The 14,266-nt window shown below is 38.3% G+C and carries 12 protein-coding genes; 2 read left to right on the top strand and 10 right to left on the bottom strand.

Annotation, left to right across the window (positions count from 1 at the left end; all coding sequences use genetic code 11):
* Positions 1–415 precede the first annotated feature (415 nt).
* The 4 genes from O7776_RS06345 to O7776_RS06330 all read right to left on the bottom strand — a co-directional run bounded on the left by O7776_RS06345 (position 416) and on the right by O7776_RS06330 (position 5,714).
* Positions 416–2,116, bottom strand: a complete 1,701-nt coding sequence (locus tag O7776_RS06345; protein ID WP_274309754.1) for a methyl-accepting chemotaxis protein — start codon at positions 2,114–2,116, stop codon at positions 416–418.
* A gap of 707 nt (positions 2,117–2,823) precedes the next feature.
* Positions 2,824–5,109, bottom strand: a complete 2,286-nt coding sequence (locus O7776_RS06340; protein ID WP_274309753.1) for a DEAD/DEAH box helicase — start codon at positions 5,107–5,109, stop codon at positions 2,824–2,826.
* On the bottom strand, positions 5,099–5,467 hold the full coding sequence (locus O7776_RS06335) for a YppE family protein (RefSeq protein ID WP_274309752.1): 369 nt from the start codon (positions 5,465–5,467) through the stop codon (positions 5,099–5,101). The genes O7776_RS06340 and O7776_RS06335 overlap by 11 nt, the downstream gene beginning before the upstream one ends.
* A gap of 49 nt (positions 5,468–5,516) precedes the next feature.
* A complete protein-coding gene (locus O7776_RS06330; RefSeq protein ID WP_274309751.1) occupies positions 5,517–5,714 on the bottom strand; it encodes a molecular chaperone in 198 nt (65 codons plus the stop codon).
* 214 nt (positions 5,715–5,928) lie between these two features.
* Here O7776_RS06330 and recU point away from each other — a divergent pair, with 214 nt between their 5' ends.
* The gene (recU, locus tag O7776_RS06325; protein WP_274309750.1) at positions 5,929–6,588 is read left to right on the top strand and encodes a Holliday junction resolvase RecU; all 660 of its coding nucleotides are present in this window, start codon (positions 5,929–5,931) and stop codon (positions 6,586–6,588) included.
* A gap of 1 nt (position 6,589) precedes the next feature.
* A complete protein-coding gene (locus O7776_RS06320; RefSeq protein ID WP_274309749.1) occupies positions 6,590–9,280 on the top strand; it encodes a penicillin-binding protein 1A in 2,691 nt (896 codons plus the stop codon).
* Between the two features lie 55 nt (positions 9,281–9,335).
* On the opposite strand, the gene O7776_RS06315 is transcribed toward O7776_RS06320, so the two are convergent.
* The 6 genes from O7776_RS06315 to O7776_RS06290 all read right to left on the bottom strand — a co-directional run bounded on the left by O7776_RS06315 (position 9,336) and on the right by O7776_RS06290 (position 14,180).
* Complete coding sequence (locus O7776_RS06315) at positions 9,336–9,680, bottom strand: YpoC family protein (protein ID WP_274309748.1); 345 nt, start codon at positions 9,678–9,680, stop codon at positions 9,336–9,338.
* Positions 9,677–10,336: an endonuclease III gene (gene nth / locus O7776_RS06310; RefSeq protein ID WP_274309747.1), complete on the bottom strand. Its 660-nt coding sequence runs from the start codon at positions 10,334–10,336 to the stop codon at positions 9,677–9,679. The genes O7776_RS06315 and nth overlap by 4 nt, the downstream gene beginning before the upstream one ends.
* 15 nt (positions 10,337–10,351) lie before the next feature.
* Complete coding sequence (locus tag O7776_RS06305; protein WP_274309746.1) at positions 10,352–11,080, bottom strand: DnaD domain-containing protein; 729 nt, start codon at positions 11,078–11,080, stop codon at positions 10,352–10,354.
* Positions 11,081–11,164: 84 nt separating this feature from the next.
* Positions 11,165–12,460, bottom strand: coding sequence for an asparagine--tRNA ligase (gene asnS / locus O7776_RS06300; RefSeq protein ID WP_274309745.1), 1,296 nt, complete (start codon positions 12,458–12,460; stop codon positions 11,165–11,167).
* A 27-nt stretch (positions 12,461–12,487) separates the two neighbouring features.
* Positions 12,488–13,684, bottom strand: a complete 1,197-nt coding sequence (locus tag O7776_RS06295) for a pyridoxal phosphate-dependent aminotransferase (protein ID WP_274309744.1) — start codon at positions 13,682–13,684, stop codon at positions 12,488–12,490.
* Between the two features lie 13 nt (positions 13,685–13,697).
* A complete protein-coding gene (locus O7776_RS06290) occupies positions 13,698–14,180 on the bottom strand; it encodes a cell wall elongation regulator TseB-like domain-containing protein (protein ID WP_274309743.1) in 483 nt (160 codons plus the stop codon).
* Positions 14,181–14,266: the final 86 nt, after the last annotated feature.

The following is a 14,266-nucleotide window of genomic DNA, read 5'->3' as shown; positions in this document are numbered from 1 at the left end:
ATTCCATAATTTATAAGTGTATAGGCGTATTTGGGTTACATATTCAATATATGCCTATCTAATTTACAAATTTTCACTTCACACTTTATTATCGTTTAAATTGTTTATAGTTTACTATAAATACATGTTTATTATGGTTTTTAGAGGTAAACACAACATTGCAATCTATTTACCTAAAAGGAAAAAAGCACTGCTCAAATTGAACAGTACTCTCCCTATACTACCCAAGAATGTATCTATGGGTAAAATATTAAAATTTACTTGCACGCCCACTTATCATTCCCAAATCAAGACTTTTCATTTCTCACTAAAGTCTGAAACCTACTACCACGACGAAAAGTTAGATCTATTTGATTATTTTCCACTTGCATTCCCCAACCATTGGAATCATAGAAAAGGACAAGGTGTATGTCCGTTATAATTTAAACTTATCTACTTTATTTTTTAGAACTTTAGATATCCCTTCAACTTTATGCACATTTACGACAATGCGGCTAATTACAGTGGATTGATCTTTTGAAGCTGAAGCTACTTCCTCCGTAACCGCTGTATTTTCTTCAATGACAGCTGAGATAGTTTCTAAGGCTTCTAAAACTTTTTGAGAATCTTTTTGAATATCATTAAAGACATCTTCAATCTGACTCGTATCTTTTTCCGTTTGCCCTACCATGTTAACAATCACATTTAAGGCTTCGTCTCCTTGGTCAATCAATTGCTCTTGCTTTTGAACAGCCTTCAAGTTTTGTTCCATCTTAACCACTGTTTCATTCGTCTCTTTTTGGATAGATTCAATTAAATCAATTATTTTATTGGCAGCTGATTGAGATTGCTCAGCCAGTTTTCGAACTTCATCTGCCACAACGGCAAAACCTTTTCCATTTTCCCCTGCTCTTGCCGCTTCAATTGCTGCATTTAAAGCAAGTAAATTCGTTTGATTTGCAATGTCAGAAATTACATTAATAATTTCTCCTACCTCATCGGAACGCTTGGCTAAACTTTGAACCGTTCCAGTTGCAGATTCTACAGTTTTAATTAACTCATGAAGTTGAACTGTGGCCTCACGCATTGATTCCTTACCCTTTTGTGCTGTATCCGTTGAAATTTTGGCATTTTCAACAGTTCTCTTTACTTGGGCAACTCCTTCATGTAGAAATGTCATCATATTTGACATCATTTCTAAAATATTATTCACTTCTTCGGATTGCTTATCAATTCCTATAGCTGTTTCTTCCATTGATTGTGTAATATTACCCGAAGCTTCTTCAGTTGTTTTCACAAATTGGCTGAGCTCTTGTGTCGTATCATTCATTGTAACTGTTGTTGAATTGATATCTGCAATAATTTCTCTTAGGTCGACAACCATTTTTTCAAATGAACGTGACAATGCACTTATTTCATCCTTGCCTTCCGTTTTTACCTGGAAACTTAAGTCTCCTTCAGAAATTTTCTTTGCTTGCTTCGTTAAACTTTCTAAAGGTTTAGTGACTATTTTAGAAAATATAAAAATAATAATTATACTAATAATCAGAAAAATACCTGTAAGTAGAACCATTTTCAAACCATTCTTTTTCTCTAAATTGAGAATATCTGTTGCATTGTAATCCACGCCTAATACACTAATAACTTCCCCGGATTTATCCTTAATTGGTATGTATATTGAAAGTAAATTCCCGAAATCGTCAGAGGATATTTCAGGTTCACTTATTTGTCCTGTCTCAAAAGTTTGCACCATCTTGTCATACTCTGCACCGTTTTCTTCAATATCACCTAAAGCAACCGCATCCCCTGTAATAACATAAAAATATTCATATCCACTGTCTGTTTTCTCTCTGCTCATTGTATAAAGATAATTCAAATCATTTGCTACGCTTATTTCCTCAAACTTGTCTTGTAATTGATTAAAATAATCGTTTTCTTTTCTGTCTTTTACAATCTCACTATATTTTTCTGCATCCACTTGACTAAGAGTATATTCACCTATTTTAGTCGCTTGCTTACTTATGGATTGAATGACTAATTTAGAAGAGGACTGATTAACCAGAAAACCAATAGAACCCCCCATTAGTAAAATTAACACAGAAAACACCACTACCATTTTTGTTTTTAAGCTATTCATATCCTTACCACTTTCATTATAATTTCATTTTATTTAGTTCATCACCAAATGTAGCGGTTGCATATTGATAATCGTTCTAGCCACATTCGAAGTACGATTACCAAGTGAAAATATAAGTAAAACAACTGTTTCTTTGAGCCTTGAGTGCTTCCTTCACCATTCGTCAACCCCTTGTTACGATGATAGGCTATTTATTTAATTTAATAGCTTTTCAACAATAAACATTAAAGAATCAAAATATAAAATACTCAATATTTTACGATAAACAGGTTTTAGCTTTCTAAAAACTTATGCATACTCGCTTTTTTTCTTTCTTATCTTACAGTGGGTCTATTATCATCGTAACTGCTATTCTCTCGCTCCTTATCTATATACACTCGTTTAATGATACTAATTTATACCCGCGGTTGATTATAAGCGAATTGAGGGGAATAATCCATATTTATACAAATATTTTTTGAAATAATTTCACTTTTTTTACGATTACCGTTCGTTCCAAATAAAATTTAATCCAATGTCCAGAAATCTTTTTTAGTTACATATGAATGTGTAGATGCTATTACAAATACTCTGAAGGATTTCCTTGACGCTTTGGGAAGAAAACTTGAGGAAATCAGCAGGGGTAAACCGAAAAATGATTTACAATCTAATAAAAGAAGGAAATTTATTAGGTTGAATGCATCAATAGCGTCCAACCTCTTTTACGTTTATTTATTTAATTCACTTGCTAAGTTTTGCAATAGTTTAATCGCATCTTTTTTTGGACTGTCAGTTAAACTGTTTTGTGGTCCTACACATGAAGGGCAACCTCTTGGGCAAGGACATAATTGAACATGCTTTAACGTTCTTTCTACAAGGCTTAAAATAATATCATAAACCTTCTCACTTAACCCGATACCACCTGGATAGCTGTCATAGATAAACAGCGTCGGTTTCTCATTGTGCGTAGCTTTAACCTGTGGGACTACTGAAACATCGGTACGATCACAATGAATGAATAATGGGATAAAACTTCCTAGAGCTTGTGCAGCACCTTCAAGCGCTTCTGCCAACCTTTCATCATTCCAACCTTCGACTACTTCAAAGCTTAACCATGTAGCATTTGTGTGCATTTCCATCGGTGGTAAGTTAATTGGGCCCGAGCCAATATTCTCGTTTTTTTCATGCAGCTTAATTTTTTTGAAAATCGTTGGAATAGCAAGCAGACTGACATCTCCGTAGCTAACCGTCGCACCACTGAAGCTTGCTGATTTGTCTTCACTTAATACTTTTAATTCTACTGCTAAATTGGCATCCGTAAAATAATCTACATCAACCTCTCGTACAAATGCCTTCTTTTCTTCCCAATCGAGCTTTTCCACCTGGAATTGCGTCCCTTGATGAATATAAATGGCCTCTTCATGTAAAAGCGTCATTGCACTGTAAGTATCCATTTCACCGATTACTTTTGTATTGGCAGGCGTTGAAATATCTATAATTACGACATTTTCCTGAGCAGCAGAACGCAATGAAATTTCATGCGCTGGGAAACGGTCACTCATCCAGTGCCATTTTGTCGATGTTTTGACAAGTACGCCCTCTTCCTCCAAATAAGCAAGCAACTCCTGTACCTCATATTCACCGTATGAATCGGCCATTGAAAAAGGCAATTCAAAAGCGGCACACTTTAAATGCTCCATTAAAATTAACATGTTTTCAGGATTAATACGGGCTTCCTCAGGCGAGCTACCTAACATAAAGCTCGGATGCTGCACAACATATTGATCGAGCGCGGTAGATTGAGCTACATAAACAATTAATGCCTCGTCTTGACGTCTTCCCGCGCGCCCTGCTTGTTGCCATGCACTCGCAATATTCCCAGGGTATCCTGTCATAATGCATGCTTGTAATTGACCAATATCAACCCCTAGTTCAAGCGCATTTGTACTTATGACCATTTGAATTTTGCCATCGCGCAAACCTTTTTCGATTTCTCGGCGCTCACTCGGTAAATAGCCACCTCGGTAACCTTGAATGGATTCATCACCAATTTTTTTCGTTGTCAATGATTTTAAGTACGTCACAAGCATTTCTACACGCACACGGGATTTCGCAAAAATAATTGTTTGAATGCCTGCTTCAAAAAGTCGTCTCGAAATATCACGCACTTCTAGTACCGCGCTCCGACGTACACCAAATGTGGGATGTATAATCGGTGGATTGTAAAAGACAAAAGTTTTCTTCCCTACTGGCGCACCTGACTTTGCAATGAGTTCATGTTGCGCGTTCGTTAAACTTTCGGCAAGCTCTTTTGGATTTTTAATGGTCGCACTTGTACAAATGAAAATAGGATTACTTCCGTAAAATTCGCAAATGCGCTGTAATCGGCGAATGACATGTGCCACATGTGAACCAAATACCCCTTTATACGAATGTAACTCATCGATCACAATGTACTTTAAGTTTTCAAACAACGATACCCATTTCGTATGGTGCGGCAAAATGCCCGAATGTAGCATATCCGGGTTTGTCATCACGATATGACCTGCCTTACGAATTTTTTGGCGAATACCAGGCGCTGTGTCACCATCATATGTATAGCTTAAAACATCCTCGTCCATTAGCTCAATTAGTTCATTTAAATCCGATTTTTGGTCTTGAGCTAACGCTTTTGTAGGAAATAAATAAATTGCACGACTTGATTTATCTTCTAAAATTTTTTGTAACACCGGTAAATGATAGCAATACGATTTACCTGATGCTGTTGGTGTAATTGCCGTAAAGTGCTTATCTTGCTGTGCATAGTCAAACGCTTGACGCTGATGTGTATATAGCTGTTTGATACCTCGTGCATGAAGTGCCTTTTTAATAGAAGGATGCATTTCAGCAGGGAAATCCGCATAATGAGCTGGTGTGGCTTCGATGGTATGCATGCTTGTAATATTGTGTTTCATTTCCTCATCGAATTGCCATTCTGCTAATAGCTCACTTAACGTACGTTTTTTACTCAACATGTGCATCACCTTCCTCAATTTTTCGTACGACTAAATGGAGCGTATACATCGTAGATTGAATCGATTGAATGAAGCGTTTTTTACTTGTGCCTTTATAAAAAGACTGCACAACAAATTGCTCCATCGCATCAGCTGCATGGTCAATTTGTTGTACATATAAATTTTTGGGCGCTGTTTTTGTAATCCAAATTTGCGCGAGCTGTTGCCAGTTTTTTAATTGGACATGAATCAAATCTGCATGCGGCTTTACTTCATTAAAAAAATCTGGCTCCCGATCCTCATCACGCATTGTTTGAAAACGTGTTAAACACGCCTCGCATTCTTGTATTAAAATTTTAGTTTCATCCATTAATTGCATAGTATACACCTCAACGTAAAAGCTCATTTTTCGTTTAGTGTATCAAATTCTAATCATTTGTACTACTCATATACGAACATGTATTCTTTACTTGCTCTCTATTTTCTGCTAAGCTAACCTTTTGATAAACGGCAAGGGTACGCAATAAATAGTGTTGTGAAAGATGCAGGCGTTGCTGTTCAAATTGTAGTGTAAGCAAATTTTGTGCTAAGTCGATTTGCCGAATGATAGATGCAATTTTACTCAATCGGTTCCCCCCTTTTTTTTTGAATAGATTCGCTAAAGTCTTATTTATTCCTTTGTCTAAGACAAAACTGGTGCTGATTCGCTAAAAGTAGTGCTTTTTTGCAATATTTTTATTAATTACAACAAGATTAAAGATATTATTTTTTTTTTTTGTATTAGTTTCTTTATGGTAAAATGTTGACGTACGATTTCGTAACAAGAAGGATGGTGATTCCATGGTCATACGTTACCCAAATGGTAAACTTTACGTCGGTACGAAAGAAGATGAGCCAAAACAGACAAAAGTGAGGGCATCAAAAGGAACAAAAAACAAAGAAGTTTCGTATAGTAACCGTGGAAAAAGCTTAGAAGATGATTTAAATGAAACAAATGTGTTTTATTTACAGCAAAAATTGGCAATTATACACAAGAAACCTGTTCCAATCCAAATCGTCAAAGTAGATTATCCGGCAAGAAGTGCTGCAGTTATTCGTGAGGCATATTTCCGCACGCCTTCAACGACGGATTATAATGGTGTGTACAATGGCTACTATATCGATTTTGAAGCAAAGGAAACGGATAGTAAATCATCCTTTCCTCTGAAAAATATCCACCCACACCAAATGGAACATATGAAATCGGTTCTACATCAACGTGGTATTTCGTTTTTTATCGTGCGTTTTAGTACGCTTCAACGCAACTTTGTCGTATTATATGAAATTGTGGAACGATTCTACGAGAATATGAAGAATGGTGGTAGAAAATCGATTCCATTCACTGTTTTTGAAACCGAGGCAATTGAAATTCACGAAGGCTATTTACCTCGGCTAGATTATTTAAAAGCAGTGGATGTATTAATCGCAGACAAAGCAGTTTGTGAAAGTGAGGAGAAATAACGTGACGGAAAAAAGAAGAACACGTGAAGATATTAAGCGTGAACGTCAATCACAACAAAAAGCAAAAAAAACTAAAAATAAAACATCCGCTGGAAAATGGATTAAACGCATCGTGTTAACCATTGTCTTAATCGGTGGGTTAGGTTTAGCGAGTGGGGCCGCATTATTTGGCTACTACGTAAGCAAAGCACCAGAATTAGATGAGGAATTATTAAAAGACCCTATATCTTCTGAGTTTTACGATGTGAATGGAGAGCTATTTGCGAAATTAGGGGCAGAAAATCGTGAATATGTCAAATATGAAGATATTCCACAACAAATGATTGATGCCATCATTGCAACAGAAGATTCTCGTTTCTTTGAACATTTCGGTGTCGATTTATGGCGTTTAGGTGGCGCGGTATTTGCCAACTTCCGAGACGGCTTTGGTGCGCAAGGTGCGAGTACAATTACTCAACAAGTTGTCAAAAATTCATTCTTTACAAATGAGAAAAAATTAGAGCGTAAAGCGCAAGAAGCATGGCTTGCTGTGCAGCTAGAACGCCAATATTCAAAAGAAGAAATTTTTGAAATGTACTTCAATAAAATATTAATGTCTGGTCGAATTTATGGATTTGGAACAGCGGCTAAAGAATTTTATGGCAAAGAATTAAGCGAATTAACATTAGCAGAATCTGCTCAATTAGCGGGTATGCCACAAAGCCCAAATAACTTTAACCCATACAAAAAACCAGAAAATGCTGAAAAGCGTCGTAATATTGTTCTTTCTTTAATGGTACAACACAATAAAATTACACAAGCTCAAGCGGATGAAGCAAAAGCCGTAGATATTACAGCTGGTTTAATTCCTGAAGAACAACGTGTGGCCAATCTCGAAACAAAATACCCTGCGTTTTTAGACGTTGTGTTATCAGAGCTTGAAGAAAAAGGCGATGGTGAGTTGATGGCTGAAGGAATTAAAGTGTACACAACACTTGATCCAGAAGCACAAACAATTGTCGAAAATGTCATGAATAATGACAGCAACTTCCCTACCGAAGACATTGAAGCGGGTGTTGCAGTTGTCGATACACAAACAGGTGAAATTCGTGCCATTGGTGGTGGTCGTAACTATAAAGGTTTTAACTATAACTTTGCCTATGACAACCAATCGCGCTCTCCAGGTTCAACAATTAAACCGTTAATCGACTACGGTCCAGCTATTGAATATTTAAAATGGTCAACAGGTCAAACATTGGTCGATGAACCTATGAATTACACAGGATCAAAACAAGTTATCACAAACTGGGATAGCAAGTACTTAGGTCCGATGACAGCACGTGAAGCATTGTATGCATCTCGAAATATCCCAGCAGTTAAGGCATTTAAAGAAGTTGGCCCAGACCGTGCAAAACAATTTCTTGCTAACTTAGGCATTAAAACGGATAACTTAGTAGAGTCAGATGCAATCGGTGGCGGTCATGTAACAATGTCACCAATTCAAATGGCTGCATCTTATGCAGCATTTGGTAATAACGGCACGTATAACGACGCACATTCGATTTCAAAAATCGTATTCCGTGATGGGAAAACATCAAAATCTTATAAACCAGAACCAAAAATTGCAATGAGTGATTATACAGCTTATATGGTGACAGATATTTTACGTGATGTTGTCAGTAACAAGCGTAACGCCTCTGCACCACGTGCTGCAGTTTCAGGTGTTGATATCGCTGGGAAAACAGGAACTACTAACTATTCTTCAGATGAATTTAGTAAATTTAATTTAAAACGTGGTTCTGTACCAGATTCATGGTTTGCTGGATACTCAACGAACTACTCGATTGCCATTTGGGGCGGGTATTCAAAGCGAAAAGATGCCATCACGACTTGGGACGAACGCTGGATGCCTCAATATTTATTCAAATCAATTATGACTGATTTAGATCGCAACAATCCATCATCTTCATTTAAACAGCCAAGCTCGGTTGTGTCTGCAGATGTTGTGATTGGGTCAAAACCTTTACAATTAGCAACCAAATACACACCATCAAATATGCGTAGCAAAGAGCTATTTGTTAAAGGTACACAACCAACTGAATATTCAGAAGAATATGTTCCACAAACGTTGGATGCTCCAACAGATCTAACTGCAACATTCAATGAAGTGGCACAGCTTGCAGACTTATCATGGACACACCCTTCACTTACAGAAGGTACGGATGAAAACGGTGATCCAGTCACATATGAAGTGAAAATGAGCGTTGAAGGTGGGGCAACTAGTGTCGTAGCAACATCAAGTGCAACTACCGCTCAAATTCCAGGTATTGAAAAAGGAAAAACGTATAACTTTACAGTAACTGCAATTTCAGGTGATTTACGCAGTGATCCAGCTTCTGTAACATTATTTGTTGAAGGTGAACCAGTCGTGGAAGAACCTACAGAGCCTGAAGAACCAGACGACAATAACGAAAATCCAGGCCAACCAGAAAATCCAAATGATTCTACGGATAACGGTAATAATGGCAATGGTAACGGTAATAACAATGGTAACAACGGTGGCAACGGCAATAATAACAGTGGTAATGGCAACGGTAACGGTAATGGCAGTGGCAACACGGAAGAACCAGAAATACCTACTTCACCGCCAACACAACCAACTGACCCTACTCAGCCAGGTACAGACGATGGTACTACTGACGATGGAGAATAACAATTAAAATAGAAAAGGCTAAGCGAAGAACATTATTCTTTGCTTAGCCTTTTCTTTACTTCAATCGCAATCTTGCACAGCGCTTTTTTGTTTCCTTATATAGCTCATCCAACTGACGATAGCAAGCATATTGTGCTGGGCGCATTTTGATGAATTGGAATCGCTCCATACCGTTAATTGGCATCAGCTCATACTCCGCCTGCACCGAAAAGCCTATATCGGATTCCGAGCTGTTAATTAATAGCTGCTCGTAATGTGCGATCCCCTTTAGCATTGCCTCTAGAGCCGAGCCATCACGGCGGTCATGTGCGGCATGGATGTCCTCACGTAACACTTCCCATTCGTTAAACCAAGTATCAACGCGCTCTTTAGAAATCATGTCTTTTTTTACGGCTATCATACCTTCACCAAACCTTTTTTCAAGCGTTTTTGACCTTCTCGGCAATCTGCAAGTAACGGGCATTTTTCACAGCCTGGATTTTGTGCTTTACAATGATATCGTCCAAAGAAAATGATTTGATGATGTGCGCGGCTCCAACGTTCAATTGGTGTTTTCTTCATTATCGTTTCTTCTACTTCAAGCACATTATCTTTCCATCGACATAAGCCCAAGCGCTTTGTTACACGCTCTACATGCGTGTCCACCGCCATTGCAGGTACATTAAACGCTACCGACAACACAACGTTAGCCGTTTTTCGTCCAACACCTGGTAATGTCACAAGCTCCTCGCGCGAAGCAGGAATTTCACCATCATATTCAGCCAATATTCGTTCACATAACAGCTGAATGTTTTTTGCCTTATTGCGGTAAAGCCCTATCGAACGAATATCATTTTGCAGTTCTTCTAGTGACACATTTAAATAGTCTTGCGGTGTTTTATATTTTTGGAACAAATCCTTTGTTACTTTATTGACTAGTACGTCTGTACACTGCGCTGAAAGAAGTGTCGCAATCGTTAATTCAAACGGATTGTCGTGCACAAGTTCACAGTGTGCGTCTGGATACATATCGTCCATCGTATCTAAAAATTCTAGCCATTTCGCTTTTGTTAACATGCGCGCTTCTCCCTTCTATTCGCGTTCTTCTAACCAATTATAGAACGGCGCTTTTTTTGATTGTGGTGCCTGTTGTTGATTGTATGGCTTTTGAGTAGGTGGCTGCATCGTAAATTTTCGGTACTGTTCGCTATGCTGCTCGATTTGTGATGGAGTTTTAATATTTTTCTTTTTCCATTCAATTAAAATTCGGTCAATATAGCGTAGACTTACCTTACTTGCTAGCACCGCCTCTTTGAGCGCCGCTTTAATAACTTCAGGCGTATGATGGTCAATATCCATCCACATACTAATTGTTTCAATTTCAATTGGCGATAATAAGCGCCCCAATTCCTGCTCAAACAATTGGAAAATCTTTGCCTCGTCAATCTTTTGTGTTTTCACTTGGCTTTGCATTTCTTTTGATTGCAATAAATCAAGCAGTCGCTCCCAAAGTGGATGCAACGAATATTTCTCAACAATACGACCTGATTCGTCGGTGCTTTGTGAAATTTCGACAAAACCCTTTTGCATTAGGCGCTGCAAAAGTTGGCTGATGGTCATCATTTGAAAGCTTGTACGCGCTAGTAAATCATTGGGTGTTGGGAAATCAACACCCTCTTGTGCAAAGCTCATTAAATGTAAGGCGATTAACGCTTCATCATCTTGAATGTTCATTTCACTATAATGTTTAAAAAACAGTTGTGGAACCGTTATTTGTTGTTGCTCTGTCCAAACGCGGATTCGATTAAATTGATTGTCCATAGCTAGAATCCCCTTTGTCACTATTGTAATAACAAAGCGCCCGGTTAATTGACCGGACGCTCTGTGAAAAATGTAGCATTTATATTATGGGTACAGACGGTTTAATAAACGTGGGAATGGAATTGTTTCACGGATGTGCTCAGTTCCTGAAATCCACGCTACTGTACGCTCTAAACCAAGACCGAAGCCTGAGTGCGGTACTGAGCCTTGTTTACGAAGCTCTAAATACCAAGCGTATGCGTCCATTGATAAGTTGTGCTCTTCTAAGCGAGATTTTAATAATTCATAATCGTGAATACGCTCAGAACCACCGATAATTTCTCCGTAGCCTTCTGGTGCAATTAAGTCCGCACATAATACTACGTCATCGCGCTCTGGATGTGGTTGCATGTAAAATGGCTTAATACCTACTGGGTAGCAAGTAATAAATACTGGCTTGTCGTAAGCATTGGCAATCGCTGTTTCGTGTGGCGCACCGAAATCATCGCCCCACTGAATATCATCAAAGCCTTGTTCGTGTAAGAACTTGATTGCATCATCATAAGAAATACGTGGGAATGGTGCTTGAATGTTTTCTAATTTTGATGTATCACGTCCAAGACGCTCTAAATCCATTTTACAATTTTTAAGAACCGATTGTACGATATGAGATACATACTGTTCTTGTACTTCTAAGTTTTCTTCAAACTCTACGAATGCCATTTCAGGCTCGATCATCCAAAATTCGATTAAGTGACGACGCGTTTTCGATTTTTCTGCACGGAATGTTGGACCAAAAGAGAATACTTTCCCTAGTGCCATTGCCGCAGCTTCCATGTATAGCTGACCAGATTGTGAAAGGTAAGCATCCTCATCAAAGTATTTCGTAGCAAATAGCTCTGAAGTACCTTCTGGAGCTGAACCAGTTAGGATTGGTGGATCCATTTTTGTAAATCCGTTGTCGTTGAAGAACTCATAAGTTGCACGAATAATTTCGTTACGCACTTTCATTACTGCGTGTTGTTTACGAGAACGTAACCATAAGTGACGGTTGTCCATTAAGAACTCAGTACCGTGCTCTTTTGGTGTGATTGGGAAGTCCACTGCTGCGTGAATCACTTCGATACCTGTTACATTTAACTCTGCACCAAAAGTAGAACGCTCATCTGCTTTTACTTCACCAACGATGTACATTGAAGTTTCTTGCGTCATACCTTTTGCTACTGCAAATAACTCTTCGCCTACTTCTTCTTTTACAACAACGCCTTGTGCGAAGCCTGAGCCATCACGTAATTGTAAGAATGCTAGTTTCCCGCTAGCGCGTTTGTTTGCTAACCAAGCACCAATTTTGACTGTTTCGCCGATATGCGCAGGCATATCTTTGATCATAATTTTTTTCATAAAGTCCTCCAAAACTAAGTTGCAGCTCTATTTATCTTGCCACTTTGCTTTCACAAAAGTTTCAATTCGATTGACTGCTTCTTCTAATAATTCTAAAGATGTTGCATATGATAAGCGCATTGTTGCAGGTGCACCAAAGCCTGAGCCTGGGATTACCGCTACGTTGGCTTCTGTTAATAATGCATTTGCAAAATCATCCACAGATGCATAACCTGTTTTAGCTGCTGCTTCTGATACGTCTGGTAGTAAGTAGAATGCACCTTGTGGCTTTAATACTTTGAAACCAGGAATCGCCGCTAATTTCGGGAAAATCGCCTCTAAACGAGATTCAAACGCTTGACGCATCATTTCAACTGTTTCTTGAGAACCGTTGTACGCTTCTACAGTTGCATATTGCGCAGTAGTTGTTGCATTTGAAGTAGAATGTGACGCTAAGTCCGTCATTGCATTAATAATATCTTTATCGCCAGCAGCGTAACCGATACGCCAGCCTGTCATTGAGTGTGATTTTGCAACACCATTTACAACGATTGTACGCGCTTTAATTGCATCAGAAAGCTGTGCAATTGAAAAATGCTCTACTCCATTGTAAACAAGCTTTTCATAAATTTCATCTGAAACGATTAAAATATCTTTTTCTTCTGCAACTTTTGCAAGCTCTGTTAATTCTTCTTTTGAATAAATCATGCCAGAAGGGTTTGAAGGCGAGTTAATAATAACTGCTTTCGTTTTGTTTGTAATCGCATCACGTAATTGAGAAGCCGTAATTTTGTAGCCTTGCTCTGCTGTACCTTCTACGTATACTGGCACACCTCCTGCTAACTTCACTTGCTCTGGATATGAAACCCAATATGGAATTGGGATGATTACTTCATCGCCCTCATCTAAGATCACTTGGAACAATGTATACAATACATGCTTTGCACCAACACCAACTAAAATTTCATTCGCTTGATATGTAAGCCCATTATCACGCTGTAATTTGTCAATGATTGCTTTCTTTAATACAGGTAAACCACCAGCTGGCGTATACTTTGTTAAACCTGCATCCATTGACGCTTTTGCTGCATTTAAAATGTTTTCTGGTGTGTTGAAGTCAGGTTCCCCTGCTCCTAGCCCGATTACATCAATCCCCTGCTCTTTTAGTTCTTTCGCCTTCGCAGTAATTGCTAAAGTTGAAGATGGTGTTAATGTTTTAACACGCTTTGCTAACAGTTGTTTCATTGTCATTTCTCCTCTACAAATTCAATATGCGTTTCCACCATTGTCCATCTTCATGCAATAAATAGACATAATTTAAGCTTCCAGACTTAGAAATGTAGGTAATTTCCCACACTGGGCCAGGTTGCTCATAGCCTAATTTTGTATGAAGTATTTCTTTTACAGCAGTTTCATTACGGAAGCGCTCTAACGCCTCATCCTCTGTAATTCCATCTGCCAAAAAAACCTCTTGCATTGAATTTTCATCTAAACTCATCGGGACGAAGATTGCCTTATCTTTACCATATTCGTCTATACCAAATACGGTTACATACGGCTTATTTCCGTTGTATACGTATGAATCTTCAACAACAGCAAGTGCCTTCGTATCTATTGCAAACTGCTCGGCTTTTTGCTCTATGTCAGAAAACGGCTTGTCTGCCTTCCAAATTACGAAGACCGAGATAACAAGTGACAAAGATAAAATAAAGACAACTGAAAAGATGATCCAGTTTTTCATGGCTGCACCTTACATTTCAATTGATTTTGTAGTACAGTGACATTCGCTGTACTGAATGGATAGTTTCGTTTCATATTTGTCGACCT

Origin of the sequence: Solibacillus daqui, from assembly GCF_028747805.1 — a bacterium.
In the GTDB taxonomy this organism is placed as follows: Bacteria; Bacillota; Bacilli; order Bacillales_A; family Planococcaceae; genus Solibacillus; species Solibacillus daqui.
The sequence above is the reverse complement of the archived record's forward strand: the minus strand, read 5'-3'. Positions and strand labels throughout refer to the sequence as shown.

What these genes read in the sequence shown, in the direction of transcription:
- O7776_RS06345 (WP_274309754.1), bottom strand. Translation starts at nt 2,116, where the DNA reads ATGAATAGCTTAAAAACAAAAATGGTAGTGGTGTTTTCTGTGTTAATT.
- O7776_RS06340 (WP_274309753.1), bottom strand. Translation starts at nt 5,109, where the DNA reads ATGTTGAGTAAAAAACGTACGTTAAGTGAGCTATTAGCAGAATGGCAA.
- O7776_RS06335 (WP_274309752.1), bottom strand. Translation starts at nt 5,467, where the DNA reads ATGCAATTAATGGATGAAACTAAAATTTTAATACAAGAATGCGAGGCG.
- recU (WP_274309750.1), top strand. Translation starts at nt 5,929, where the DNA reads ATGGTCATACGTTACCCAAATGGTAAACTTTACGTCGGTACGAAAGAA.
- O7776_RS06315 (WP_274309748.1), bottom strand. Translation starts at nt 9,680, where the DNA reads ATGATAGCCGTAAAAAAAGACATGATTTCTAAAGAGCGCGTTGATACT.
- nth (WP_274309747.1), bottom strand. Translation starts at nt 10,336, where the DNA reads ATGTTAACAAAAGCGAAATGGCTAGAATTTTTAGATACGATGGACGAT.
- O7776_RS06305 (WP_274309746.1), bottom strand. Translation starts at nt 11,080, where the DNA reads ATGGACAATCAATTTAATCGAATCCGCGTTTGGACAGAGCAACAACAA.
- asnS (WP_274309745.1), bottom strand. Translation starts at nt 12,460, where the DNA reads ATGAAAAAAATTATGATCAAAGATATGCCTGCGCATATCGGCGAAACA.
- O7776_RS06295 (WP_274309744.1), bottom strand. Translation starts at nt 13,684, where the DNA reads ATGAAACAACTGTTAGCAAAGCGTGTTAAAACATTAACACCATCTTCA.
- O7776_RS06290 (WP_274309743.1), bottom strand. Translation starts at nt 14,180, where the DNA reads ATGAAAAACTGGATCATCTTTTCAGTTGTCTTTATTTTATCTTTGTCA.